Origin of the sequence: Sporosarcina sp. P2 (assembly GCF_002743255.1) — a bacterium.
Lineage (GTDB): Bacteria > Bacillota > Bacilli > Bacillales_A > Planococcaceae > Sporosarcina.
In genome coordinates, this window is sequence record NZ_PDYY01000015.1 from 61830 (window position 1) to 85693 (window position 23864).

Annotated in this window: 21 protein-coding genes; 6 read left to right on the forward strand and 15 right to left on the reverse strand. The window is 41.9% G+C overall.

Annotated elements, in window-relative coordinates; genetic code table 11:
* Nucleotides 1–1221 precede the first annotated feature (1221 nt).
* The 5 genes from CSV67_RS14530 to modA form a co-directional block, all read right to left on the reverse strand.
* Nucleotides 1222–1596 carry an rRNA methyltransferase gene (locus CSV67_RS14530; RefSeq protein WP_099632321.1) on the reverse strand — a complete coding sequence of 125 codons (375 nt, stop codon included), beginning with the start codon at nt 1594–1596 and terminating at the stop codon, nt 1222–1224.
* Between the two features lie 42 nt (nt 1597–1638).
* Nucleotides 1639–2670: a type 2 isopentenyl-diphosphate Delta-isomerase gene (fni, locus tag CSV67_RS14535; RefSeq protein WP_099632322.1), complete on the reverse strand. Its 1032-nt coding sequence runs from the start codon at nt 2668–2670 to the stop codon at nt 1639–1641.
* A 126-nt stretch (nt 2671–2796) separates the two neighbouring features.
* Nucleotides 2797–3465: a sulfate/molybdate ABC transporter ATP-binding protein gene (locus tag CSV67_RS14540; protein ID WP_099632323.1), complete on the reverse strand. Its 669-nt coding sequence runs from the start codon at nt 3463–3465 to the stop codon at nt 2797–2799.
* A gap of 19 nt (nt 3466–3484) precedes the next feature.
* The gene (modB, locus tag CSV67_RS14545) at nt 3485–4159 is read right to left on the reverse strand and encodes a molybdate ABC transporter permease subunit (protein WP_199171311.1); all 675 of its coding nucleotides are present in this window, start codon (nt 4157–4159) and stop codon (nt 3485–3487) included.
* Between the two features lie 28 nt (nt 4160–4187).
* Complete coding sequence (gene modA / locus CSV67_RS14550; RefSeq protein WP_099632325.1) at nt 4188–4985, reverse strand: molybdate ABC transporter substrate-binding protein; 798 nt, start codon at nt 4983–4985, stop codon at nt 4188–4190.
* Nucleotides 4986–5145: 160 nt separating this feature from the next.
* On the opposite strand from modA, the gene CSV67_RS14555 reads away from it, so the two are divergent.
* The gene (locus CSV67_RS14555; protein ID WP_099632326.1) at nt 5146–6099 is read left to right on the forward strand and encodes a substrate-binding domain-containing protein; all 954 of its coding nucleotides are present in this window, start codon (nt 5146–5148) and stop codon (nt 6097–6099) included.
* 299 nt (nt 6100–6398) lie between these two features.
* Here CSV67_RS14555 and CSV67_RS14560 read toward each other — a convergent pair whose 3' ends face one another.
* The 3 genes from CSV67_RS14560 to CSV67_RS14570 all read right to left on the reverse strand — a co-directional run bounded on the left by CSV67_RS14560 (nt 6399) and on the right by CSV67_RS14570 (nt 9877).
* Nucleotides 6399–7640, reverse strand: coding sequence for an AI-2E family transporter (locus CSV67_RS14560; RefSeq protein ID WP_099632327.1), 1242 nt, complete (start codon nt 7638–7640; stop codon nt 6399–6401).
* A 27-nt stretch (nt 7641–7667) separates the two neighbouring features.
* Nucleotides 7668–8624: an LCP family protein gene (locus CSV67_RS14565; RefSeq protein ID WP_099632328.1), complete on the reverse strand. Its 957-nt coding sequence runs from the start codon at nt 8622–8624 to the stop codon at nt 7668–7670.
* Between the two features lie 74 nt (nt 8625–8698).
* On the reverse strand, nt 8699–9877 hold the full coding sequence (locus tag CSV67_RS14570) for an MFS transporter (protein WP_099632329.1): 1179 nt from the start codon (nt 9875–9877) through the stop codon (nt 8699–8701).
* Nucleotides 9878–10027: 150 nt separating this feature from the next.
* Between CSV67_RS14570 and CSV67_RS14575 the strand changes: the two genes are divergently transcribed.
* The gene (locus tag CSV67_RS14575; RefSeq protein ID WP_099632330.1) at nt 10028–11626 is read left to right on the forward strand and encodes an ABC-F family ATP-binding cassette domain-containing protein; all 1599 of its coding nucleotides are present in this window, start codon (nt 10028–10030) and stop codon (nt 11624–11626) included.
* Between the two features lie 132 nt (nt 11627–11758).
* On the opposite strand, the gene CSV67_RS14580 is transcribed toward CSV67_RS14575, so the two are convergent.
* Nucleotides 11759–12124: a helix-turn-helix domain-containing protein gene (locus CSV67_RS14580; protein WP_099632331.1), complete on the reverse strand. Its 366-nt coding sequence runs from the start codon at nt 12122–12124 to the stop codon at nt 11759–11761.
* Between the two features lie 392 nt (nt 12125–12516).
* On the opposite strand from CSV67_RS14580, the gene CSV67_RS14585 reads away from it, so the two are divergent.
* Nucleotides 12517–13206, forward strand: coding sequence for a hypothetical protein (locus tag CSV67_RS14585; RefSeq protein ID WP_099632332.1), 690 nt, complete (start codon nt 12517–12519; stop codon nt 13204–13206).
* Nucleotides 13207–13253: 47 nt separating this feature from the next.
* Here the strand turns inward: CSV67_RS14585 and CSV67_RS14590 are convergent, their stop codons facing one another.
* Nucleotides 13254–13454 (reverse strand): cold-shock protein, encoded by a 201-nt coding sequence (locus tag CSV67_RS14590; RefSeq protein ID WP_085130730.1) that lies wholly within the window; start codon nt 13452–13454, stop codon nt 13254–13256.
* Nucleotides 13455–13663: 209 nt separating this feature from the next.
* Complete coding sequence (locus CSV67_RS14595; RefSeq protein ID WP_099632333.1) at nt 13664–13957, reverse strand: DUF1033 family protein; 294 nt, start codon at nt 13955–13957, stop codon at nt 13664–13666.
* 234 nt (nt 13958–14191) lie between these two features.
* Between CSV67_RS14595 and CSV67_RS14600 the strand changes: the two genes are divergently transcribed.
* The gene (locus CSV67_RS14600; RefSeq protein ID WP_099632334.1) at nt 14192–14851 is read left to right on the forward strand and encodes a 5-bromo-4-chloroindolyl phosphate hydrolysis family protein; all 660 of its coding nucleotides are present in this window, start codon (nt 14192–14194) and stop codon (nt 14849–14851) included.
* Nucleotides 14778–16031 (forward strand): toxic anion resistance protein, encoded by a 1254-nt coding sequence (locus CSV67_RS14605; protein ID WP_369803191.1) that lies wholly within the window; start codon nt 14778–14780, stop codon nt 16029–16031. Before CSV67_RS14600 ends, CSV67_RS14605 begins: the two co-directional genes overlap by 74 nt.
* Nucleotides 16032–16492: 461 nt before the next feature.
* Here CSV67_RS14605 and CSV67_RS14610 read toward each other — a convergent pair whose 3' ends face one another.
* The 4 genes from CSV67_RS14610 to CSV67_RS14625 all read right to left on the reverse strand — a co-directional run bounded on the left by CSV67_RS14610 (nt 16493) and on the right by CSV67_RS14625 (nt 22146).
* Entirely contained in the window at nt 16493–16690 is a 198-nt protein-coding gene (locus CSV67_RS14610; RefSeq protein WP_099632336.1) for a DUF6501 family protein, read from the reverse strand.
* A gap of 63 nt (nt 16691–16753) precedes the next feature.
* Nucleotides 16754–17977, reverse strand: a complete 1224-nt coding sequence (gene odhB / locus CSV67_RS14615) for a 2-oxoglutarate dehydrogenase complex dihydrolipoyllysine-residue succinyltransferase (protein ID WP_099632337.1) — start codon at nt 17975–17977, stop codon at nt 16754–16756.
* 98 nt (nt 17978–18075) lie between these two features.
* Nucleotides 18076–20886 (reverse strand): 2-oxoglutarate dehydrogenase E1 component, encoded by a 2811-nt coding sequence (locus CSV67_RS14620; RefSeq protein ID WP_099632338.1) that lies wholly within the window; start codon nt 20884–20886, stop codon nt 18076–18078.
* Between the two features lie 186 nt (nt 20887–21072).
* Nucleotides 21073–22146 (reverse strand): undecaprenyldiphospho-muramoylpentapeptide beta-N-acetylglucosaminyltransferase, encoded by a 1074-nt coding sequence (locus CSV67_RS14625; protein ID WP_099632339.1) that lies wholly within the window; start codon nt 22144–22146, stop codon nt 21073–21075.
* An 86-nt stretch (nt 22147–22232) separates the two neighbouring features.
* Between CSV67_RS14625 and CSV67_RS14630 the strand changes: the two genes are divergently transcribed.
* Entirely contained in the window at nt 22233–23591 is a 1359-nt protein-coding gene (locus CSV67_RS14630) for an MATE family efflux transporter (RefSeq protein WP_099632340.1), read from the forward strand.
* Nucleotides 23592–23864: the final 273 nt, after the last annotated feature.

The following is a 23864-nucleotide window of genomic DNA, read 5'->3' on the forward strand; positions in this document are numbered from 1 at the left end:
GAGAAGGAGACAACATAATGAAATAAATTGTTTTTCTTAGAACATTTCTTTCCTGCTGCTAATGTCTTTAATGCATTATGTGCTTTAAACATACTAATTAACGCAGTAAATGTATGGAATGCCGTATGTCTAACTGAAGCAACAAAACTGTTAAATGAAAAAGGAAATGTGTCGGTTGAACTAATATACGTAGTTAATTATTAAAAACCGAACATACGGACGCTAAAATCATGTTATACTAAGCAAAGCTCATTTTTTGTCGGGCTTTGCATTTTTATATGTACAACTACAATAACTATCTCATTTTATTTTCTTAAGAAACCTGGTTCTAAATAATCCTTCTTAGTTTTTTTACTCATCGCATCATATTAATTAGGATGCTATACATTTCCCACGAGCATCAATTAAGGAGGAGGGTGTTCAGAGCGTGAAAAACGATGCACAACGATCGGTTGGATAAGTAGGAGATTTACATCCCAATGATTGTACAAAACGCGATGTTATTTCAGTAGGATGCAAGCAAAATATTGAAGTAAGTAAATGTCTGCAAACAATTAAATCTACAGTACGAACATACAAGCGCCACAAAGTGATATACTATGCGGCGCTCGAATTTAAAGCAATGAAGAAACCATATGCTTAATATGTTCTTATTGAACATGGTTCCAAATAATCCTTGTAAGTTTAATATTCCCCGCGCCATACTGTCTAACCATCATCAAGTACTGCACGTAAAGTAATCAAGGAGGGAAGCCTTGAATGCATTAAGTTAATTGGAACAGAAGGGTAATTAGATTTTTGATAGTAACCTGATTGACGTTAAAAGTATATGATGATGGATTAAATTATCCTACGTTATATAAAGTATTACGTTAACGGACCAGGCGTTGCATAGAGCATATAATCAATAAATACATGACATGTCGAGTTAAGAAAGTAAAATGCATTGTTAACATCGTAAAGCGGCTTGCAAAGGTTTGTGCAAGAAATCCATATAAAATAATATACACCGATGAAAAACTTACATCAAAACAACGTCAAGATTGATGTGAACATGCTAAATAATTATAATCAGTCATGAGTAAAATTCGCCTTAAAAATCGTTAATATCTCAATATCACAAGTATACTTTCCATTGATATATTACTTCCTATAATTTATATTATGTTCGGGGCGTTCTACGATCTATACATATTCTATACTCCGGGTATCCTTCTCGCCCTAGCTTTCTAAGCGGTTTTTATGATCTTTAGTCTTAATGTTATCAAAGTCAATATGTTCCACACTGTACTCAATGATATCATTAATAAATAACTTATGATCTTTTGCGAACTTCTTAACGGATTCCAATAACTCTTGATCGTACGTCGTTTTATATTGGATTCGATCTGCCGGCCGTAAATTCTTATCGTATTCAATAACTCCTGCAGCTAATACGTTCTGTAAGCCGTTTTCTAATAAATAGTTGCTATATGTATCAAGTTCTTCAGATAATTCCTCTAAGTGCTCCAAAATTTCCTGACTGATATTCGTACGGAATTTAATCCGTGTTTCATCTGTAGTTTGAATCATTTTTCCGCCCACTAATTTCCACATTGGCTATTCCTCCTAATTTAACGAAACTCGTAAATAGTAAATTCACGAGTTCACTTTTTGTAATCGATCCGTTTGTTGTAATGTCTGAATATTTGCAGAACCTGTTGCAAACATCGCCATACGTAATTCTAGTTCACGAACTTCCATTGTCTGGAAAACGCTCTCGGCGGATTCGGTAGCTTCTTCTAAAATCGCGCGACCAAAACCGACAAAATCTGCACCGAGCGCAATACATTTTGCAGCATCGACACCTGTATGAAGTCCACCGCTTGCAATCAGTAATTTATCACGCATATAAGGCTCGACCATCTGTAGTGAATCTGACGTTCGAATTCCCCACTCACTAAATGCCGCCGCTGCTTGTTGTTTGATTGTGGTTGTACGGTATTTCTCCACTTGACTCCAAGATGTCCCTCCTGCCCCGGCTACGTCAATGAATGACACACCGATATCTAGAAGTTTCTTGGCAATTTGCCCATCTATTCCCCATCCAACTTCTTTAATCCCGACCGGAACCGATAATTCATTGCATAGTTTCTCGATTTTAGATACTAAATTACTAAAATTCGTATTTCCTTCAGGCTGGATGACTTCTTGTAAAACATTTACATGCAAAACTAACGCATCCGCATCCGTATATTTGATGATTTGCCGACATTCGTCAGCAGAAAATCCATAATTTAACTGCACTGCACCTAAATTCGCGATAATAGGGGCTGTTGGGGCGTATTTTCGTAAGGCAAATGATGGACGGAATGCTTTACTTTCTATTAAAGCGCGTGTCGAACCTAACGCCAGTGCCCAGCCTCTTTGTTCCGCAGCAAGTGCGAGATTTCGGTTAATCGTTTCCGCAAAATCCGCACCACCCGTCATCGAACTAACTAAAAAAGGTGTTTTACATGATTTATGTAGAAAATTTTGCTCCGTATTAATTTCGTCAAATGCTAATTCAGGTAAGGCATTATGTAGAAATTCATACTGCTCCAAACCTGTTGTGATCGCATCTCCAGTCACATGTTCATCCAGCACGATTTGAATATGTTGTGCTTTCCGGTCATTCAATTGCTTGCCCATGATTTTAGCTCCTATCTACTGATGCATCCATTTCTGTCGCTGTCGGTTATTATGAATTATAGCTGTTCTATTTTGATTACACAAAAATAAAAAAGCTCTGATTATGAAATCGAAGCTTTTTACGTTTTAATACGTTGACACTACAGATCTTTTCCGTTTTTCATCCGTTATTTGGCCTTGTTCAAGGTAAATAATACGATCGCTGAGGCGTTCTGCTTCATCGTGATCATGCGTCACAATAATGAACGGAATTTTCCACATGTTATGTAAACGTAAAAGCTCATCTTGACACTGTTTCCGTGTTTCTTTATCGAGGGCCGATAACGGTTCATCCAGCAATAACACGGAAGGTTGTGTGGCAAGTGCTCTCGCCAATGCTACACGTTGTTTTTCTCCGCCTGAAATCTGGTGGGGATACTTTTGCAACAAATGCTTAATCCCTAGTACTACCAGCAATTGGCGAATCATTTCATGACTATCTTTTCGTTCGCTGTTTCTCACGCCAAACCAAATATTCTTCTCCACTGTCATATGTGGAAATAACGCATAGTCTTGGAATAAATACCCGACTTTTCGATCACGAGCGGGCACCGGTTTTTCACCGGTTGTAAAAAATGTGCATTCATTCGAAAGAATTAAGCCGTGGTCTGGGTGTGCGAGCCCTGCAATATTGTCCAGAATCGTTGTTTTACCTGAGCCGGATGGACCGACAAACGCCATGATTTCATTGCACATTTCAAAATGAATGTTCATCTCAAAATGTGCGAGTTGTTTAGTGATTTCTACATATAGCATGTCAAATCCCCCCCTCGACTCAAGATTTAGTAAACCGTCTAATATTGCGCTTGCTCCACCAATTTACCCATAAAATCAAACTGAAGCCGAATGTACTGATCATAACGACCCAAAACGTTGCTTTTTCCATTTGTCCCGACTCTACCGCGAAATAAATCGCCATCGGAATCGTGTCCGTTCTACCCGGTATGTATCCCGCAAGCATTAACGTAGCACCAAATTCACCAAGACCTCTTGCGAATGAAAGCACCAATCCTGCAAGTAGCCCAGGCCAAGCGAGTGGAAATACAATGAACCAGAATACGCGCCATTCAGAAGCACCCATTGTACGCGCAGCATTTGATAATCGTTCATCAAGACTTTCAAATGCGGCCGCTGCACTTTGATACATTAACGGAAATGACACGACAATCGAAGCGATAACAGCGCCAATCCATGTAAAAACAATCTGAAAATCGAACCATTCAAGCAACCAACTGCCGATCCAGCCCTTTTTACCGAATAAAATGAGTAAACCGAAGCCGACAACGGTCGGAGGTAACACGAGCGGCAATAAAAATAAGGCTTCCACTATGCTTTTTCCAAAAAAATCACGCTTCGCAAGCACGTAAGCAATGAATACACCTGCTACAAACACAACGAAAGTGGAGATAGCAGCTACTTTCAAAGATAATAATAAAGGGGAGTAATCCATATCTAGCACACTTCTCCCCTCCTTTCATTTACTTAAATCCGAACTTCTGCAACGTTTCTTTTCCTACGTCACCAGTCAAATAATCAAGGAATTGCTGCGCGGCTTCCTGATATTTAGATTCAGCAACGACAGCACCAGGGTATACAATCGGCTCATGCCAGTCGGCTTCAGCTTCTGCCAATACTTTCACATCATTTGAAACGAATGCATCACTTGAATACACGACACCATAATCTGCGTTACCCATTTCCACATGTGTCAGCACTTGCCGTACGTCTGAGCCAAGAACTAATTTGTCCTCCAAAGGTTCCCATAGATCCAAGCTATCAAATGTTTCTTTCGTATAGCGACCAACCGGAACCGATCCTGGCTCGCCCACTGCGACATGATCAAGGGTCGCTGTATTCAAGTCTTCAAATGAAGAAATCGCACTATCGGAATCTTTTTGTGTAATTAATACGAGTGCATTTTTCGCGAAATTTTTTCTTGACTCATTGAGTATTAAATCTTTATCTGCCATGTCGTTCATATCTTTTGAACTGGCAGACAAGAATACGTCAGACGGGGCACCATTTTCAATAGTCGTTGCTAATTTTCCTGAGCTTCCAAAATTGTATGTTACGGTAATACCTTCATGCGCTTCTTCAAAAGGCCCTTTTAACTCTACCAAGGCATCTGTCAAGCTTGCCGCAGCAGAAACTACTAGTTCAACTTCGGGGTTTTCCTGATCTACAGCGCCTGCTTTTTCAGTTTCATTCGCATTTGAACATCCTATCAGAAATATCGTGAGTAGAATAGACAATGTAGAAAGTAAGAATCGTCTCATTATATACTACCCCCTGCTGCTTTATAAAGTATAACTAGATATACCTAAACATAACTAATTATGTTTAAAATTATCATAGTATGCATTGTAAAACTTGTCAATTTTGCAATTGGGGATGAGATGTTGGAAGATAGATGTACTATTGTTGGAGGGTTGAGACATGACAAATCTAGAACATGATATTTCCTATACCACCGATGAAATCGCCCAATTATTGAAAGTTTCGAAATTAACAGTGTATGATATTATTAAAAAAGGAGAAATTCGGGCCTATCGCGTGGGACGTCAAATGCGTGTGGATGCGGTAGATTTGACAGCGTATAAAGAACGACTGAAAAGCGGCGGTGAATCGACGCCGGTGTCTTCGAAGTCGATGATTCCACAAGCCATTGCGCCAGAATCTGTAACTGACAAGCAAATCATCATTAGTGGACAGGATTTGAGCTTAGACATCCTGGCCAGTCACATAGAAGAATCCGGACTCTTTCGACCACTGCGCTCCTTCTCTGGCAGCTTGAACAGTTTGATCAAGATGTATCAAGGACAAGCCGACATTGTCAGTACTCATTTATTTGACGGAGAAACTGGTGAATATAATGTGCCATATATTAAACGTCTACTTACTGGACGCTCTTATATGGTAATCAACTTGCTCGGTAGGAAGGCTGGGCTGTATGTACAAAAAGATAACCCGAAGAATCTACAGGATTGGTCAGACCTTGGACAGTCAGGTGTCCGCCTTGTAAACCGTGAGAAAGGCTCAGGGGCTCGAGTTTTGCTGGATGAGCAACTACGTCTCGCAGGAATCACCACTTGTTCTATCATCGGTTATGACGACGAGGAACTAAATCATATGGCCGTAGCGACACGCATCGCATTTGGTCAAGCAGATGTAGGAGTTGGAATCGAAAAAACCGCCCGATTAATCAACGTTGACTTCATTCCATTGATTCAAGAGCAGTATGACTTAGTGTTGATCAAAACGCCTGAAAATGAAAAGTTGCGCCAGCTCATAGTGGAAACACTGAACTCGGCCTCGTTCAAAGAAAAACTGGCTGCGATTGGTGGCTATGACTTGACGAAGACTGGGACTATTTTGTACGAAACGGTATAGGAAAAGTGGGACAGTGCGAGTTTCGCTCATTAATTCGTATAGGCGCTCATAGTTCATGCCTATCCGCTCTATGGTCATCACCAAACGCTCTATCACGGTCCGTAACCGCTCATACTTTTCAGCAAGCGCTCTATCAAGACCTATATCCGCTCATAGGCCTCCAAGTTTCTACGTTTTGAACTTAAAAATCTCGCGTATCACTACATCCGGTATTAATTTCAATGAAATCCCAGACTATTCACCTATCCACACTCCTAAACGACTCCATAAAAAAAGTAACCCACCTTCATTAAGGCGGGTTACTTTTTATCGTTCTCATAGTACTCTTCAATCGAATCTGTTTCATAATACAATTCTTCTTGCGTCTCAAAGCGGTTATATCTCAACGTGAACAAATAAAACACATGAGTGGCTACCACTTTCAGCAGCGCATATGCCGGAATCCCGAGAATCACTCCAGCGACGCCGAACAGCGAGCCTGCCGTCAGTAAGACAAAGATAATCGTGATCGGATGAATATGCAGTGATTTCCCCATGATCTGAGGCGAAATAAATTTGCCTTCGATCACTTGCACAATTGTCCACACAATCGCGAGCTTCACAAGCATGAATGGCGACGTGACCATCGCAATAATAGCGGCAGGCGTGATCGCAATCACCGGCCCAAGATACGGCACGATACTCGTGAACATCGCAAGTACCCCAAGTAGCAACGCATACTTCATTTTAATGATCAGGAAGCCAATCGATACCATGATCCCAATCGCAATCGCAACTAAAATCTGCCCTTGAATATACGCGCTGATTTGTCTATCCGCATCACGGAATATAATCGATGCATCGTCACGCAAACGTGGAGGCAACATTCGCAAAATCATCTGTGGTAACTTCTCGCCATCCTTCAGTAAATAAAACAGAATGAGCGGCACAGTGACGATGCTCAAGATGATTCCAGTAAGCGCGGAAACGAATGATGTTACGCCGGATGCGATACCGCCTATCGTCTCTGTGAAGAACTTCCCGATGCTCTCAAAGCCAGAATCGAGGAACGTATTGACATTAAAGTTGAACCCTTGATAGACCGAGCCGAAAATGGAGTTCCGTAAAAAGTGGTCCGTATCTAAGATCAACTGTTTGAAATACGTTGGAAATTCCTCGAATAAATTGATCGTCTGCAAACGAAGGAACGGTAACACTAAGAAAATAACTAGTGTCAATAAACCTGCGGCGGCCAGCAAGATGATTAAAATGCCATAGACGCGTGGTATGCGCAAACGTTCTTCCAAAAAGCGAAGGATCGGGCGCATTAAATAGTATAAAATCGTCGCAAGTACGACCGGTAAAACGACAGTTGAGAAAAATACTTGAATCGGATAGAAAATAAATGAAACTTGAGTGAAGACCAAGATGATTAATCCAATGAACAATAAACAAAGCAATACAAACAATGTAGATTGACCACCGAGAAATCCGACGATGGGTGATGTCGAACGAATAGACCAGAAATCTCGTAAAGAAGACTTTTTTGGTGGCTGCCTCAACGCCTCACTCCCCTTTTATTCGATCCGTCAAGGTGTAGTTAAAAACGAACGGATCGCTTCTCTATTTTTATCTAGATCAATTTCAATGACAGAACCTGCATGACTATATGAAGTAAAGGAATAACTGCCCTCTACTGGAATACGTAATGTTTGCAGATCTAGTTTTCGTTTTGCGATAACTGTCAGCACTTTAGTCAGCTCGTCTTTCGAAGTTAAATCTGTTTCAATAAAGTTATCGAGTGCACCGGCTAGTTTTGGAGCTTGCAAAACAGTTGACACACTAAACAGCTCGTCTTTCATGGCCTGAATTACTTCTTGCTGGCGATTGACTCGACCAAAGTCGCCCTCGTCATCTGCGCGAAATCGTGCATACCCGAGTAGCTCTTTACCGTTTAACCGCTGTACACCTGGTTTTAACGTAACACCGATTTTCTCGGACATTTCATTCTGTACATTCATTTCAAGGCCATTTGGAAATGCAATATCCATAATTGATTCGAAATTGTCGAAATCGACGACTGCGTAGTGATGGATCGGAATATTGAACATCCCTGAAATCGTTTCTTTCGCAGTTTGGACTCCACCTAAATAGAAGGCCGTATTAAGCTTGTACGACTGGTACCCTGGAATTTGTGCGTAAATATCACGCATGAATGAAATTAAATGCGCAGTTCCAGCAGTTTGATCCCAGGACAGCACCATCATCGTATCCGTACGATATTTTCCGGAACCGTCATTGTCGACGCCGAGCAATAAATAATTTTCCGTTGTCGGATCTTCTGGACTTAATAAATCGCCTTGAAACTCTCCCGGATTCATCTTACTACCTGCCGTCATGGCCTTCCCTTGTTTATATTGAAAGTAACTATACGCTGATATGGTGATCGTGAAAAGCAATAGTAGAGTCATAAAAACTCTGCCCACGCGTAATTTACGCTTCTTTTTTCTACGTTGTGGCTGTTGTTCGTCGAAGTGTTCGTCCATGTGGCATTCATTCCTCCATTATCCGTGTGTATCCTGTTATGAGGACGTTTCTGTTCACAACGGGTTGCGTCCAGTCACGAGCTTTGCTTGGCGGATCGACCTATTTGCAACGCTAGCACTAGCATAGCCACAAATAAAACAAGAAATACGAACAATGTCACGTAATGATTTTCGGTGTAGTCATATAACAAAGCGATTAGTAATGGTAAGATTCCACCGATGATGAACCCACCTGTTTGCATCATCGCAGTCCATGAATTGGTTTCTTCTGCCGTATCGGTCGCGTCCATCGGCAGTAGCAAACAGATTGGGAATAATCCACCAAGCGGAATTCCCATGATGAAAACGCCGATCGCAAACCACAATGGATCTGCACTCCACATTAACCCGATCGAGAAAATACCAAGCAACAGAATGCCGATAAGTGCCGGTGTTCTGCTTGTCAACTTCTCTAAAATAAGAGGAAAACCGATATTCATAAAAATTTGCACGATCGTCATCCCACTGAGCAATGCGCCCGCTTGTAGAAGCGTCATGCCGTTCGACACTGCAATCGGAACGAGATACGTCAAAACGGAAAAGAATAATGCTGCCTGTAAACCAAAGAAAATCAGGAAGCTCCATGCCTGTTTATTGCGCCAAGGATTCTTCCCTTTTTGCACGGGCTGCCTTGTCACTTGTTTCACTTCGATTGGATACGCCGCGGTGACAGCCCACGCAATGATGCCAAAAATCGCAATTATGGCCCAAACTGCAAGTCCGAATCCATAGGAATGAGCTTTTTCGTAAAAAACACCTGTCAATCCTGTGCTCAGCGTTGCCCCCATTCCCATACCGAATGAATAAATTCCAACGACTACATCAACATGCATCGGGAAGTATTGCTTGATCAATGCCGACAATAACGGTCCAATGACAGCAATCGCCACACCTGCAATGAAAGCGGTCAGTAATAATACACTGAACGAAGTGACAAAAAAACGCATGGCAGTTGCTACAGCAAGTAACAACAACATCAAGTACATCGTTTTGTTTAAGCCGATTGCCTGATTCAGTATGGGCGCCAGCATGGCGAAGACGCCCATACAGATAACCGGAATAACAGTCAGGAGACTCACTTCGGTGTTCGACAACAACAAATCATCACGGATGATGTCTAGCATCGGTCCAATTGACGTAATCGCTGGCCGTAAGTTGAGCGCGACTATAAAGATCGCTAATAATAATAGACCTTGGGTAGTTTTAGAGCGCAAGACAAAGACTCCTTTTGCATGTAATACTTATCTAATACCTATCGTCATTATATCGTAAAATGAAATTGTAAACAGTACTAGTTCAAACATTCCATTTCACGTAATTTTAATGTATACTAGGAACATTGTGAAATTAGGAGGATATTATTTATGTTAGCAGTTAGTAATTTAAGTCTTCGCTTTGGCGACCGTAAGCTATTCGAAGATGTCAATATACAGTTCAATCCAGGCAATTGCTATGGATTAATTGGAGCGAATGGCGCTGGTAAATCAACATTTCTTAAAATTATATCAGGTGAACTTGAACCTCAAACAGGTAATGTTATTCTTGGAAAAGATGAACGTTTGGCTGTCCTGAAGCAGAACCACTTCGAGTATGAAGAGTTCGTCGTGATGGATCTCGTCATCATGGGGCATAAAGAGCTATATGAAGTCATGAAAGAAAAAGACGCGATTTATATGAAGGAAGACTTCTCCGACGAAGACGGCATGCGTGCAGCTGAACTTGAAGGTGAATTCGCTGAGATGAACGGATGGGAAGCGGAATCTGAAGCATCTGTACTCCTTCAAGGTCTTGGTGTTCCGGAAAGTATGCATCACGTTACGATGGCAGAGCTTGACGGATCAAGCAAAGTAAAAGTATTGCTTGCACAAGCTTTATTCGGCAAACCTGACGTATTACTACTAGATGAGCCGACAAACAACTTGGATCTAAAAGCTATTCAATGGCTTGAAGAATTCTTGATTAACTTTGAGAACACTGTCGTAGTTGTATCCCACGACCGTCATTTCTTGAATAAAGTATGTACACACATCGCTGATCTCGACTTCAGTAAAATTCAGATCTACGCGGGTAACTATGACTTCTGGTATGAGTCAAGTCAATTGGCTTTGAAACTATCTCAAGAATCAAACAAGAAAAAAGAGGAAAAAGTAAAAGAATTGCAAGCGTTTATCGCACGTTTCAGTGCCAACGCATCGAAATCCAAACAAGCCACATCCCGTAAAAAGACATTGGAAAAAATCGAACTAGATGATATCAAACCATCTTCACGCCGTTATCCTTTCGTGAACTTTACAATTGGCCGTGAAATCGGTAACGATGTGTTGACGATTAAAGATGTCACAAAAACGGTGGATGGTAAAACGTTTATCAAAGATGCCACCTTTACACTGAATAAAGAGGATAAAGTGGTGTTGATCGGTAACCCACTTGCAAAATCTGCTTTGCTCGATATGCTAGCTGAGGAAACAGAGCCCGATACAGGAGCTATCAAATGGGGTGTGACGACAACTCGTGCCTACTTCCCTATGGATAATTCGAAGTACTTCGAAGGATCTGAGCCGACATTAGTTGATTGGCTCCGTCAGTACTCGCCTGAAGATGAAACGGAAACATTCTTGCGCGGATTCCTTGGACGTATGTTGTTCTCAGGTGAAGAAGTGAAGAAAAAGCCGAACGTCTTATCAGGTGGAGAAAAAGTTCGCTGTATGTTATCAAAAATGATGCTGACAAGCGCAAATGTTCTTCTTCTTGATGAGCCAACAAACCACTTGGACTTGGAATCTATCCAAGCATTGAACAATGGTTTGATCGCGTTTAAAGGCGCGATGATCTTCACGTCTCATGACCATCAGTTCATCCAAACAATTGCTAATCGTGTAATCGAAATCAATGATGATGGAACAATCTTTGATAAGATGATGACATATGACGAGTATTTGGAATGGAAAGGTCAAAAAGCTTAATGTTTAGTTGATATAAAAACTCCCCTGGAAGTTGCTTCTAGGGGAGTTTTTTGCGTTTGACGTCAACAAGTCATACATGTATGTAATGTACACTATTGAATCGTAAAAACAACGGTCAACGTCAATGCCTTTTCACTTTCTCTTTTGCGAATAATTGTCTTGCAGTGCTCTATTAAGTAATGAGATCGATCGATCAATCTCGAACTTTATCGTATCTTTGTAGGCTTTTACTTTTTCCTGGTCACCTATGCGGTAGATATAAAGTGTTTGCATCTCCGTCCCCTGCTTATGGACCGGATGTCTAACGATAAGACCATCGTTGAGTAGATCATGTAGAGACTTGTATACTTCAGACTTAGTCGGTCGATAACCAAGATCTCTGAAATGATCTAAAAGGTCATCTAATATTTGTAAGCCATACAAGTTCCCTTCTTCTGCCTTATTTAGCATGTAGAGCTTTAAAAAGGCTCTCTGACGAATTACAAATGTACTCTTCATTGCTCTTCCTCTCCTTAATTACTGTACGTGTGTTATCTATAGTATACCAAAAAATGAGATGCGAGGATTATTGTAGTAAGAAGGATTATTTGGAACCAGGTTTCACTAGAACTATTCAATATGTTTATAGATGGAGTTGTTTGGTTATTCGTAAAAAAAATCGTATATTTCGAGTTTTGATTTTTCCAATATTAAAAAGCGGTTAGAAGAAAAATAGACATCCCTATTAAAATAATTTACTGGTTAGATAGTGAATTAAATGGACAAGATGTTTGGGTATTCAGCTACACGCATAAGAGTAATTTACGTATCGTTTACCCTACTTTTTTAATTCCACATGAATAGCTTCCACCAGTAAGGGAATAACACAAAGTAAAAGGAGGTTTTTCATTATGAAACGCAATCTATGGTTTCTAACGATTGCATTGCTTCTCGTGCTCGTCGGATGCTCAAACAAGCCTGCTACGTCCATTGATGGTAAGACTGACTCTGCTAAGACAAATCAAGAAGGAAAGAACGGTGATACGTCAGAACAACATGACAACAAGGATGCGAATCTGACCGATGTAGCCTTACTTGATTACTTTCTCCCGGACGGTTCAAGCGCGCATTATAAAGGTGTCGGCAATGAATTTGCTGAGCTAGACATCACCGTTGCAAGGCCTGCGCAAGACTTTGTCGTAATTCATGAAAACAACGGTGGTGCATTCGTTCAAAAAGTGTATAAACTCAATGGAGATGAAATCCAAGTGTTGCAGGAAGAACATATTGAATTGGACGCAGCAGTTCCACCGACGGAAGAGCTAGAGTCCATGAAACCCATCCGAACCTATTTGAAAGGTCCTATTGAAGTAGGTACAACTTTTGATGACTGGAAGATTGTGGAGATGAATGCTTCAGTGGAAACCCCCTATCAGCAATTTGAAGATGCGGTCGTGATCGAGCAAGTAGGAAAAGACTTTGTGAATAGGATCTATCTCGTGAAGAATTTTGGAGAAGTTAAACGTGAATCGATGATGTCGATGGAAGGTGAAGAGGAATTTGTCGTTACATCGAGTCTAGAAACGGTAACACAACCGTAATTTACTGCAAACGAAAAGGCGCCGCAATGGGCGCCTTTTCTAGTGGTTTAGATTTTAACAACGTTAGCTGCTTGTAGACCACGGTTTCCTTCGACAACTTCAAATTCAACCTGTTGACCTTCGTCAAGAGATTTGAATCCGTCGCCTTGGATTGCTGAGAAGTGTACAAAGATGTCTTCTTCTCCGTCAACTTCGATAAAACCGAAGCCCTTTTCTGAGTTAAACCATTTCACTGTACCTTGTTTCATTCGATTACCTCCAAAAAAATATAAATACTTTAATACACGAACCTTAGCATACAAAAAAATTCACGTATTACAAAAGTTGCCGACGTCGCCGATCCCTTTTGTAATAGGTGAATCACTTAGCATACGGTCGTTCAATTAATTTACTTACGTTTAGTATAACATATTGGGCTTCTTTGTCAATTAATAAAAATCGCATTTACTGAATGTTCTCACGATATGTTTGGTTCCCCGTCTAACAACACAATGATTCCGTGATACAACTGCAAATCTCCTTCACAGCCATTGCAATAGTATTTTTCAGATGTGGACCAAAATGCATGGAAGCAACCTTTGCGTATTTCATAATGTTCAAAACACGGTTCCATCTTCCCGAGCAGTTCTTTAACATATGATTCTGTATCAATTTTATTCGTAAATGTTTTGGATGAGACACAGTAGTCCCTCCACTCTTCAAACATCCACCACGGCTCAAAGTCCGCCTTCATGTATACCACTTCATACATTCAGTAAGCACTCCTTTACCTTGCGCAATGCAGGAATGATATTCATTCTAGCAAATTCAACTCGCTAATCAAAGTAAATTGATTCTTGTTGCGTAATATATGAGTTTTCGACCATTTTCGGCTATAATTGAGGTAGGCTCCAGTAACCTTACTGTCTGCACGATAAATGAAACCTTTTCGTCGTTAATCCGTAAGTATTATATAGAGTCAGAATGGAAGGCGGCCTAAAACATCATGAATAATTTAAAAAACTTCTTCACACGACATGCACTAATGGCTCCGACTAGTTTCCTAACATGGGTAATCCTAATTGGCGGTACAAGCATGAACTTTTTCATAGGCTCCGCAATCGGGATCGCAATGTATGCTGGAGGCAACGTAGCCATTAAAGAACTGCAGTTACGCTCTACATTAAAAAAATTCGGGATGGCACGCTCTGAATATAAACATATTGAACAGCAACTGAATGAATCTAAACGAAAGCTAAAACAGCTCGGAAATATGTACGGACAAGTCCGTTCAATCCAAGCATTCAGACAAGTATACGATATGTCTTCAATGGCCCGACGCATCATTAAGATTGTCCAGTCCAACCCGAGAAAATTTTACCAAGTTGAAAGTTTTTTCTACGCCCATCTTGATTCCGTTGTAGAATTAACATCGAAATACAGCCTACTCGTTAATCAACCATTAAAAGACCAAGATATCAAAGTCGCATTACAACATACCCGCGAAACATTATCTGATTTGAGTCTCGAAATGGAACGAGATCTACGTAACGCCGTATCAACTGATTTAGAACAGCTTCGAATGGAAATTGATTACGTCGATATTACACTCAAAAGAGACAAACCGTTGCTTCAATCGAAAGGGGAACATTCTAATGACAGATAAAAACGTACTGCAAGAAAAATCAGTGGACGACTTGCTTGGTAATCCATTCGATATGGATGCTAGCCTGCTTCCAAAAGAAATGGAGAATTCGCTGTCCGACACAGCGGCACCCGCTAAATTGATTGACCGATTAACACCCGAAGAACAAAATAAAGCACGTCAATTGGCTTCACAGATTCCTATCGGTAATTACGAGGCCGTCATTTCCTACGGTGCCAATGCACAAAATGAACTATCCAACTTCTCTCACAAAATGCTGGATCACGTTCAAGGCAAAGATATCGGACCTGTCGGTGATGTATTGAATGAATTAATGGCCAAGTTATCTGAAATCGATACAGATGATCTATCAGATAAAAAGAAATCTGGTCTAAGCCGTTTATTTAACAAGGCTACTCGCCCGATCAAAGAAATCATGACGAAATACGAAAAACTCGGCACACAAGTCGATAAAATAAGCGTTCAACTGGAGCATTCCAAACGTGGTTTAATGGAAGACGTTCGCATGTTGGACAATTTGTACGAACAAAATAAAACCTACTTTCAAGCATTGAATGTTTATATTGCCGCTGCAGAATTAAAGATTGATGAAATCAATAGTACAATCATTCCAGAACTGCATAAAAAAGCACAGCAAGCAGATGATCAAATGATGGTTCAAGAAGTTAACGACATGGCACAATTTGTGGACCGTTTAGAAAAACGTTTATACGACTTGCAACTATCCCGTCAAATTACCATTCAGAGTGCGCCACAGATCCGTATGATTCAACAAACGAACCAAACGTTGGCTGAGAAAATCCAGGCATCCATCATGACAGCCATCCCGCTGTGGAAGAACCAGATTGCGATTGCCCTAACGCTAAACCGTCAGCAAAAAGCCGTGGAGTCACAAAAGCTAGTCACAAAGACAACGAACGATTTGTTGCTTCGTAATTCCGAGATGTTGAAAGTGAATAGTATCGAAACAGCCAGAGAGAATGAAAAAGGTATTATAGAAATCGATACATTGAAAACGACACAGGAGAACTTGATTCAAACGATTGAAGAAACCTTGCTGATCCAAGCAGATGGCCGCGCAAAACGCAAAGCTGCTGAGACCGAGATCGCGAGAATGGAACAGGAACTCAAGACCCGTTTACTCGCAGTATATGAAGAGTCAAAAAACCGTCCCTCATAAGGGAGACGGTTTTTTGTTGGTGTAAATGCAAGTTCGAAACGATACGCGTGATGTTGGGCTGTGAGCGGTTGCGGGGTCTCTATGATCGCTTGTGCAGTGGCTATGACCGATTGGGAACCCGAATAGAGCGGATCAGAGATGTCATAGAGCACATAACAATGTTCTAAGAGCACTTGAACAGATCAATGAGCGGCACCGCGATTGCCCCCACTAACTCCTCACGAATTGAACATCAGAACACAACAAAAAGTTGATCGTAAGTGCAAGGCGACTCGAGGAGGATCATGCCCGACAGGTGAGACAACTAAAGGAACGCAGTGACTAGTTGGCTCAATGCGGGCCCTCCCGAACGCGTCCGCCTGGAACGTCGATCAACGATGCCATCGCCTTTCCCATCTCTTCACTCTCCAATAAAAAGAAGAGACGATTCAATTAAGAACCGTCTCCCCTTCACTATCTATTCACTCAAAATACGTCTTATAATATCCGCCGACCTTGCCTGAATTGTCTACGACAAAGATAAACTCTTCCGTTTCATTCTTCACTTCATAGGTCTTCCCCACTGTCAACATATTACTAACCAAATACTTCGCAGCATCGGTATGGGTACACGTCACCGTCTTCAACGTAGGTTCATCCAACCATTGTAAATATGACATAAAATCTCTCCTTCCCTAAATAAAAGCGACCCGCTGATTAGCGGGTCACTTGGTGTGTGTTAATTAAGAACCTAGTAGAAGGTCTTCAGGGTTTTCAAGCAACTCTTTAACCATCTTCAAGAATCCTACTGAATCTTTACCATCAATTACACGGTGATCGTAAGAAAGTGCAACATACATCATTGGGCGAATTTCAATATTGTCCCCAATAGCTACTGGACGCTTTTGAATTGTATGCATACCCAAGATTCCTACTTGTGTACCGTTTAGGATTGGAGTAGACAATAGTGAACCAAATACTCCACCGTTTGTAATGGTGAATGAACCGCCTGTCATATCAGCCATTGTCAACTTATTGTCGCGGGCTTTTTTCGCAAGTTCTCCGATAGACGCTTCGATTTCAGCAAAGCTCTTACGGTCTGCATCGACTACGTTTGGTACAACTAGTCCACCGTCAGTAGATACTGCGATACCGATATCGAAGTAGTTCTTCAACAGAATTTCATCGCCATCGATTTCAGAGTTAACATATGGATATTTCTTCAATGCTGCTACGACAGCTTTCGTGAAGAATGACATGAAGCCTAGACGTACATCGTTTTGCTCGAAGAACTGATCTTTTTTGCGTGAACGAAGTTCCATCATTTTCGACATATCGATTTCATTGAAAGTCGTCAACATTGCTGTGGATTGTCTTACTTCAAGCAAACGCTTAGCGATTGTTTGACGACGACGAGTCATTTTCTGACGCGTAATACGGCCGTCATCCTTTGCTTCTGCTTTAGCAGCTGGTGCCGCAGGAGCTTTAGGTGCTGGAGCGTTGTTGTGAGCAGATACATCTTGCGCGCGGACGCGACCCATTGGATCAACTGGTGATACGTCTGCAAGATTGATACCTTTTTCACGAGCAAGCTTGCGTGCTGCTGGGCTTGCAATAGTGCGGTCTGAAGAAGAAGTTTCTTCCGTTGCAGCCGCTGCTGGAGCTGGTGTTACTTCTTTTTGTGCTGGTGCTGCTTCAGTTGCTTGTGGAGCTTGTTGTGCCGGCGCACCTGAACCTTCACCTACAATCGCGATTACTTGGCCAACTTCAACTGTGTCGCCTTCTGCAGCCAATAGTTCGGATAACACGCCTGCTTCTTCCGAAATGACTTCGACGTTCACTTTATCTGTTTCCAATTCAACGATGAATTCACCTTTATCTACGTTTTCACCGGGTTGTTTTAACCATTTTGCAATTGTACCTTCTGTAATTGATTCTGCTAGTTCAGGTACTCTGATCTCTGCCACAATAAATTCCTCCTCGTAGGTATACCGTTTTTCTAACGGGTAAGCTACTTTGTATAAGTAGTTTTACATGTAATGGTAAAGCTTACGTACTCGTTATATCACTTTTTCAAGGCTTCTTCAATGATACGATTTTGTTCTTTTTTATGAGAAGCACCGTCACCTTCAGAAGGACTTGAACGCTTAATACGTCCTACATAAGAAATGTCCTTACCGTCAGCTAATTTTTCTAGGTATGGATAAGCGAACGACCATGTACCCATGTTCTTCGGTTCTTCTTGTACCCATACTAAATCTTTCGCTTTCGGGTATCGTGCAACGATTTCTTTAATTTTGTCGGATGGGAATGGATATAGCTGCTCTACACGTACAACGTGCAAGTAGTCAAATCCTTTGCCGTCTTTGATCTTCTCAGCTAGGTCAATTGCCATCTTCCCGCTTGCAAACAAGATCTTTTTCACTTTTTCAGGTTTTGTTCCTGTGCCAGGTTGTTCAAGAACAGTCTTGAAGTGACCTTCCGTCAAGTCTTCAACATCTGCTCCAACGAGTGGGTGACGAAGTAATGACTTAGGTGTAGCAATCACTAACGGACGTTCTGCTTCGCTGCCGAGAATCTTCGATTGACGACGTAGTACGTGGAAGTAGTTTGCTGCACTGGAGATATTCGCAACCGTCCAGTTGTTTTCCCCACATAGCTGTAGGTAACGCTCAATACGTGAACTGGAGTGTTCTGGACCTTGTCCTTCAAATGCGTGTGGCAACAATAGCACGAGGCCGGATTGCTGGCCCCACTTCGAATAACTTGAAGAGACGAACTGGTCGAACATGACTTGTGCCATGTTGGAGAAGTCTCCGTATTGCGCTTCCCAGATCGACATCGTTTTGTCTTCTTCCAAGTTATAACCGAATTCATATCCTACGATTCCTGCTTCAGATAATGGGCTGTTATACGCCACGAATGATGCATTAGATCCGCTAATATGATGCAATGGAACAAGTTCTTCACCTGTTTTTTCATCATGTAAGACTAAGTGACGCTGTGCAAATGTACCGCGTTGGATATCTTGTCCAGACATACGGATTGGCTTACCGTCTTGAATGATTGAACCGAATGCCAATTGCTCAGCATGTGCCCAGTCGATTTTCCCTTTACCTTTAAATGGCTCTAGGCGACGCTTCAAGATTTTATCCAATTTGTTGAAGACCGTAAATTCTGCTGGATACGTCAATAGCTCATCGTTCATTTGGCGAAGGCGTTCTTCCGCTACCCCTGTTTCGAGGTCTCGTGGAAGTCCGGCTAGTACTACTTCTGGAGTTTCATTAGAAACTTCAGGTGCGTCTGCTGATTGTTCTTTTACGTGATCGTACGCTTCTTGCATAGTGGCAATTACCGACTTATCCATTTCCTTCACTTCTTCGTCTGTCAAGAGATTTTGCTCTACTAGACGCTGTCCGTAAATTTCACGAACTGTTGGGTGTTTATGGATTTCGTGGTACATCACTGGATTCGTCACTAGTGGCTCATCCATTTCATTGTGCCCATAACGACGGTAACCAATCAAGTCGATTAGAACGTCTTTACCGAACGCCTGGCGATATTCGAATGCCAATTGTGCAACAGCTAGTACTTCTTCTGGGTGATCTGCATTCACGTGGAATACAGGCACTTCAAAGCCTTTTGCTGGATCAGATGCATAGTGTGTAGAACGGGAATCATAATATTCCGTCGTGAAGCCAATCGTGTTATTGGCGATGACGTGAACCGATCCGCCTGTTCTGAAACCGCGAACGCGAGAGTAGTTGAATGATTCCGGAACGATACCTTGTCCTGGGAAAGCAGCATCGCCGTGTACTAAAATCGCGTACGCTTTATTTGTATCTTGTTGTGGAATACCTGGGTTATCCGTGTTTTCCTGTGCAGCACGAGTCTGACCAGTAATCACTGGGTTTACCACTTCTAAGTGAGACGGGTTGTACGCAAGGAAGCGATTCATCCCAGATTTCCCTTTATGAAGTGCGCCCATATGGTATTTCACGTCGCCGAACCAACCGCGAGTTACTTCAAGAGATCCGTCTTTTGGCAAGAACGGTGAAGCCGGTACGCCAGCGAATTCTGCAAACATCATTTCGTATGGTTTATTTAAGTTGTGCGTTAATACATTCAGACGTCCACGGTGAGCCATGCCGATTAGCACTTTTTCCATTTTCGCTTCTTCGGAAAGACGCATTAATTCATCGATTAAGACAACTAATGTATCCACCCCTTCGATAGAGAAACGTTTTGCTCCAACAAATGTACGGTGAATGAATTTTTCGAAACCTTCAATTTCCGTCAAACGCTTAAGAAGTTGTTTTTTCTCGTCTCCTTGCATTTTTGACTGTACGTCACCGTTTTCAATTTTTGATTGAATCCAGTTACGCTCTGTTTCATCGATCAAATGAGAAAATTCATATGCAATGGAGCCCGTATAAAGGGACTTCAAGTAATTCATTGCATCTAATCCATTTTCAACTGTCGCTGGAACATTTTTCAAGAACAAAGTTGCTGGTAATCCGACCAGATCGCTTTCTGTCAATCCATGATATGACAGTTCAAGACGGGATGTATCTTTAGGTCGATCGTTTAATGGATAAATGTCTGCTGCAAGATGCCCATAAGAACGAATAGCTTCAAGTAAAGAATAAACGGCAAGAACTTTACGCAAATCCGTTTGAGAACCTTGCGCTACGACTGCCTCTTGAACTGACTCATCCATCTGAGGCGCACCAAAATTCCTGAATAGCTCTGCTAAATCAGGATCTACTGCGTCTTGATCTGTTTTAAACAGATCGTACATTTCCATTACATACCCAAGGTTTGGACCCGAAAAATTAGAATACGGGGAACGATGGGAATCCACATTGTTCGACATGTAATATAACCTCCACATTTGCCTATTGGCTTGTTGTGTTTATTTTCACTACTTCTATACAATAATAGCACGCAAACATTAGAACTGAAAGGGATTAATCCTAATATGCGTAGTTTTCTGCAAAGTACTTGGAAATCCATTGAAAATTGCAGAAAACGACGTCAGTCAAGTACTCCGCGTACATTCTCATTTTTGGAACGACAAAATCAATTCCGCCATCTTTTCAGGTGTCTTCGGTTCTGTCGACTTTTCAATATTCGACAACAATCGAGCTTTTTCCTTCACAAGTTCATCAAATTGGTCTATAACGGACTGCACTTCGAATTGTTCTTCTTCTATTTGCAATGCCAGCCCTTTAGAAGCGAAATACTCCGCATTCAATATTTGATCGCCACGGCTTTTTGACGCTGCAAGCGGAACAAGCAACATCGGTTTATGGATCGCCAATAATTCGAATATTGCATTTGAACCCGCACGCGAGACTGCATAATCAGCAGCTGCAAGCAGATCAGGCAATGCATCGGTCACATATTCATACTGCACGTACCCCGCCACTGAAAGTCCTTCCACCACATTCCCTTTACCACATAAATGAATGATCTGATATTTCTCAAGTAACGCGGGTAATTCCTTGCGCACCGCTTCATTCAACACGGCGGAGCCTTGACTGCCTCCCATAATAATGAATACCGGTTTTTCGGAATTCAGTCCCGTCTTTCGCAAGCCTTCTTGCCGACTGCCCATAAATAGCTCGGGACGAATGATCGGACCCGTACACATCGATTTCGCTGCAGGCACGTACTGCAACGTCTGTTCGAAGACCGTAAATATTTGCGAAGCAAACGGCAATGCCAACTTATTCGCAAGACCTGGCGTGACGTCCGACTCATGTACGACGACCGGCACGTTCGCAAGCTTAGCTGCCATTACGACGGGCACTGAAACGAACCCACCTTTAGAGAAAATAATTTCCGGTTTCACTTTGCGAAGTATAGAGAGCGCCTGTAGTGTCCCGGCACCCACACGGAATGGATCCGTAAAATTCTTCAGCGAGAAATAGCGCCGTAACTTTCCACTTTGAATTGCATGATATACCACTTCAGGATGGCCATCCGCGATCAGTTCCTTTTCGATTCCTTCGTGCGAGCCAATATAATGCACACTATACCCTTTACCCAAAAAAACGGGAATTAACGCCTGATTGACGGATACGTGTCCTGCTGTACCGCCACCTGTTAATACGACTACCGGTTGCTTCATTCATTCCATCCTTCCTTATGCGTTGTCTACTATATTTCATGCTACAATAGTCAAAGTGAAAAAAATTAGTAGAGGAAATCAAAACTATGACTACTGCAACGAAACCTTTGCAACAAAAAACATCTATTTTCATTAAGATTATGATTCCCATTGTCATCACGCAAGTCGCACTTTATTTGATGTCGTTCTTCGATATCCTCATGACGGGACGCTATGATACGTTTCACTTAGCGGGCGTGACCATCGGCAGTTCCTTCTGGATACCGGTCTATACCGGCCTTTCTGGAATTCTGATGGGCCTTACCCCTATTATCGCACAGCAAATCGGTGCGAAGAATAAAAAGGATGTCCGTCCTACTGTCCAGCAAGCATTATACGTATCTCTCGCTCTTTCGGCAATCATTTTCATATTAATCCATTGGGTCGTGTTACCCGCCATTACTAGAATGCCGCTAGATTTGCCGGTTATTGAAGTAGCATCCGCCTACTTGACCGGTATGAGCATCGGATTAGTTCCACTCATGGCCTATACCGTATTACGCTCATTCTTTGACGCACTTGGCGCAACCCGTGTCTCCATGTTCATCATTCTGTTATCCGCACCGATCAATATTGTATTGAACTATCTATTGATTTTCGGTAATTTCGGTTTTCCCGAACTGGGTGGTGCAGGTGCAGGATATGCATCCGGCTTTACGTACTGGCTCGTATTCCTCATCGCGGTGCTCATCGCCTGGTCATCTCGCCACTTTAAGGAATATACGCTGTTTAGTAGTTGGCAAAGAATCTCTTTGCGCAAATGGAAAGAAATTTTACTTATCGGTGTGCCGATCGGTCTATCCATTTTTGTCGAGACGAGTATCTTCTCCGTTGTGACATTATTGATGAGCAGCTATACCGCACAAGTTATCTCGGCTCATCAGATTGCGCTTAATTTCACGTCTCTCCTGTATATGGTGCCGTTGAGCGTCTCAATGGGTACAACGATATTAGTCGGGCAGTCGATTGGTGCGAAAAAAGCTAAAGATGCACGGGAATATACATATCTCGGCATAGCGTTCGCGGTTGCATTTAGTTTCTTATCCATATTCATTTTACTGATGTTTCGTGAGTCGATTGCTTCTATGTATACGACGGACACAGCAATTATTACACTGGCCGTGCATTTCTTCCTCTACGCTGCACTATTCCAGTTATCGGATGCTGTGCAAGCGCCGATCCAAGGTGCATTGCGTGGTTATAAAGACGTAACGATGACGTTCCTAGTCGGCGTCGTGTCGTTCTGGCTCATTGGGTTGCCTACTGGATTCGCACTTGCACGCTATAGCGAACTCGGCGCATATGGCTACTGGGTTGGCCTCATTGTCGGTTTGGCAGTGGGTGCAGTGATTCTTTCGTTTAGATTACGTTATATACAGAATAAGTATCGTGAAGTTGAATCATGACTAAATAATAAGAGACCGATGGAGTTTTTATTCCATTGGTCTTTTTCGTTGTAGTATACATTGTCATTACGGAGAACGAGTGAGAACGGTGCGAGTTTCGCTCATACATTCGTACAGGCGCTCATGATTCATGCGTATCTGAAGGTAGTATAAAAAGTGGACATAATCTAATGAGCGTGTTTGGATTAAAAGAACAAACAAACTGAATGGAGTGTGTCCACATGAGAAAACGAATTGATGATAATTTAAAGCGTCATCTGATTAAGTTAGTGG

What these genes read in the sequence shown, in the direction of transcription:
- CSV67_RS14530 (WP_099632321.1), bottom strand. Translation starts at nt 1,596, where the DNA reads ATGTGGAAATTAGTGGGCGGAAAAATGATTCAAACTACAGATGAAACA.
- fni (WP_099632322.1), bottom strand. Translation starts at nt 2,670, where the DNA reads ATGGGCAAGCAATTGAATGACCGGAAAGCACAACATATTCAAATCGTG.
- CSV67_RS14540 (WP_099632323.1), bottom strand. Translation starts at nt 3,465, where the DNA reads ATGCTATATGTAGAAATCACTAAACAACTCGCACATTTTGAGATGAAC.
- modB (WP_199171311.1), bottom strand. Translation starts at nt 4,159, where the DNA reads ATGGATTACTCCCCTTTATTATTATCTTTGAAAGTAGCTGCTATCTCC.
- modA (WP_099632325.1), bottom strand. Translation starts at nt 4,985, where the DNA reads ATGAGACGATTCTTACTTTCTACATTGTCTATTCTACTCACGATATTT.
- CSV67_RS14555 (WP_099632326.1), top strand. Translation starts at nt 5,146, where the DNA reads ATGACAAATCTAGAACATGATATTTCCTATACCACCGATGAAATCGCC.
- CSV67_RS14565 (WP_099632328.1), bottom strand. Translation starts at nt 8,624, where the DNA reads ATGGACGAACACTTCGACGAACAACAGCCACAACGTAGAAAAAAGAAG.
- CSV67_RS14575 (WP_099632330.1), top strand. Translation starts at nt 10,028, where the DNA reads ATGTTAGCAGTTAGTAATTTAAGTCTTCGCTTTGGCGACCGTAAGCTA.
- CSV67_RS14580 (WP_099632331.1), bottom strand. Translation starts at nt 12,124, where the DNA reads ATGAAGAGTACATTTGTAATTCGTCAGAGAGCCTTTTTAAAGCTCTAC.
- CSV67_RS14585 (WP_099632332.1), top strand. Translation starts at nt 12,517, where the DNA reads ATGAAACGCAATCTATGGTTTCTAACGATTGCATTGCTTCTCGTGCTC.
- CSV67_RS14590 (WP_085130730.1), bottom strand. Translation starts at nt 13,454, where the DNA reads ATGAAACAAGGTACAGTGAAATGGTTTAACTCAGAAAAGGGCTTCGGT.
- CSV67_RS14595 (WP_099632333.1), bottom strand. Translation starts at nt 13,957, where the DNA reads ATGTATGAAGTGGTATACATGAAGGCGGACTTTGAGCCGTGGTGGATG.
- CSV67_RS14600 (WP_099632334.1), top strand. Translation starts at nt 14,192, where the DNA reads ATGAATAATTTAAAAAACTTCTTCACACGACATGCACTAATGGCTCCG.
- CSV67_RS14610 (WP_099632336.1), bottom strand. Translation starts at nt 16,690, where the DNA reads ATGTCATATTTACAATGGTTGGATGAACCTACGTTGAAGACGGTGACG.
- CSV67_RS14620 (WP_099632338.1), bottom strand. Translation starts at nt 20,886, where the DNA reads ATGTCGAACAATGTGGATTCCCATCGTTCCCCGTATTCTAATTTTTCG.
- CSV67_RS14625 (WP_099632339.1), bottom strand. Translation starts at nt 22,146, where the DNA reads ATGAAGCAACCGGTAGTCGTATTAACAGGTGGCGGTACAGCAGGACAC.
- CSV67_RS14630 (WP_099632340.1), top strand. Translation starts at nt 22,233, where the DNA reads ATGACTACTGCAACGAAACCTTTGCAACAAAAAACATCTATTTTCATT.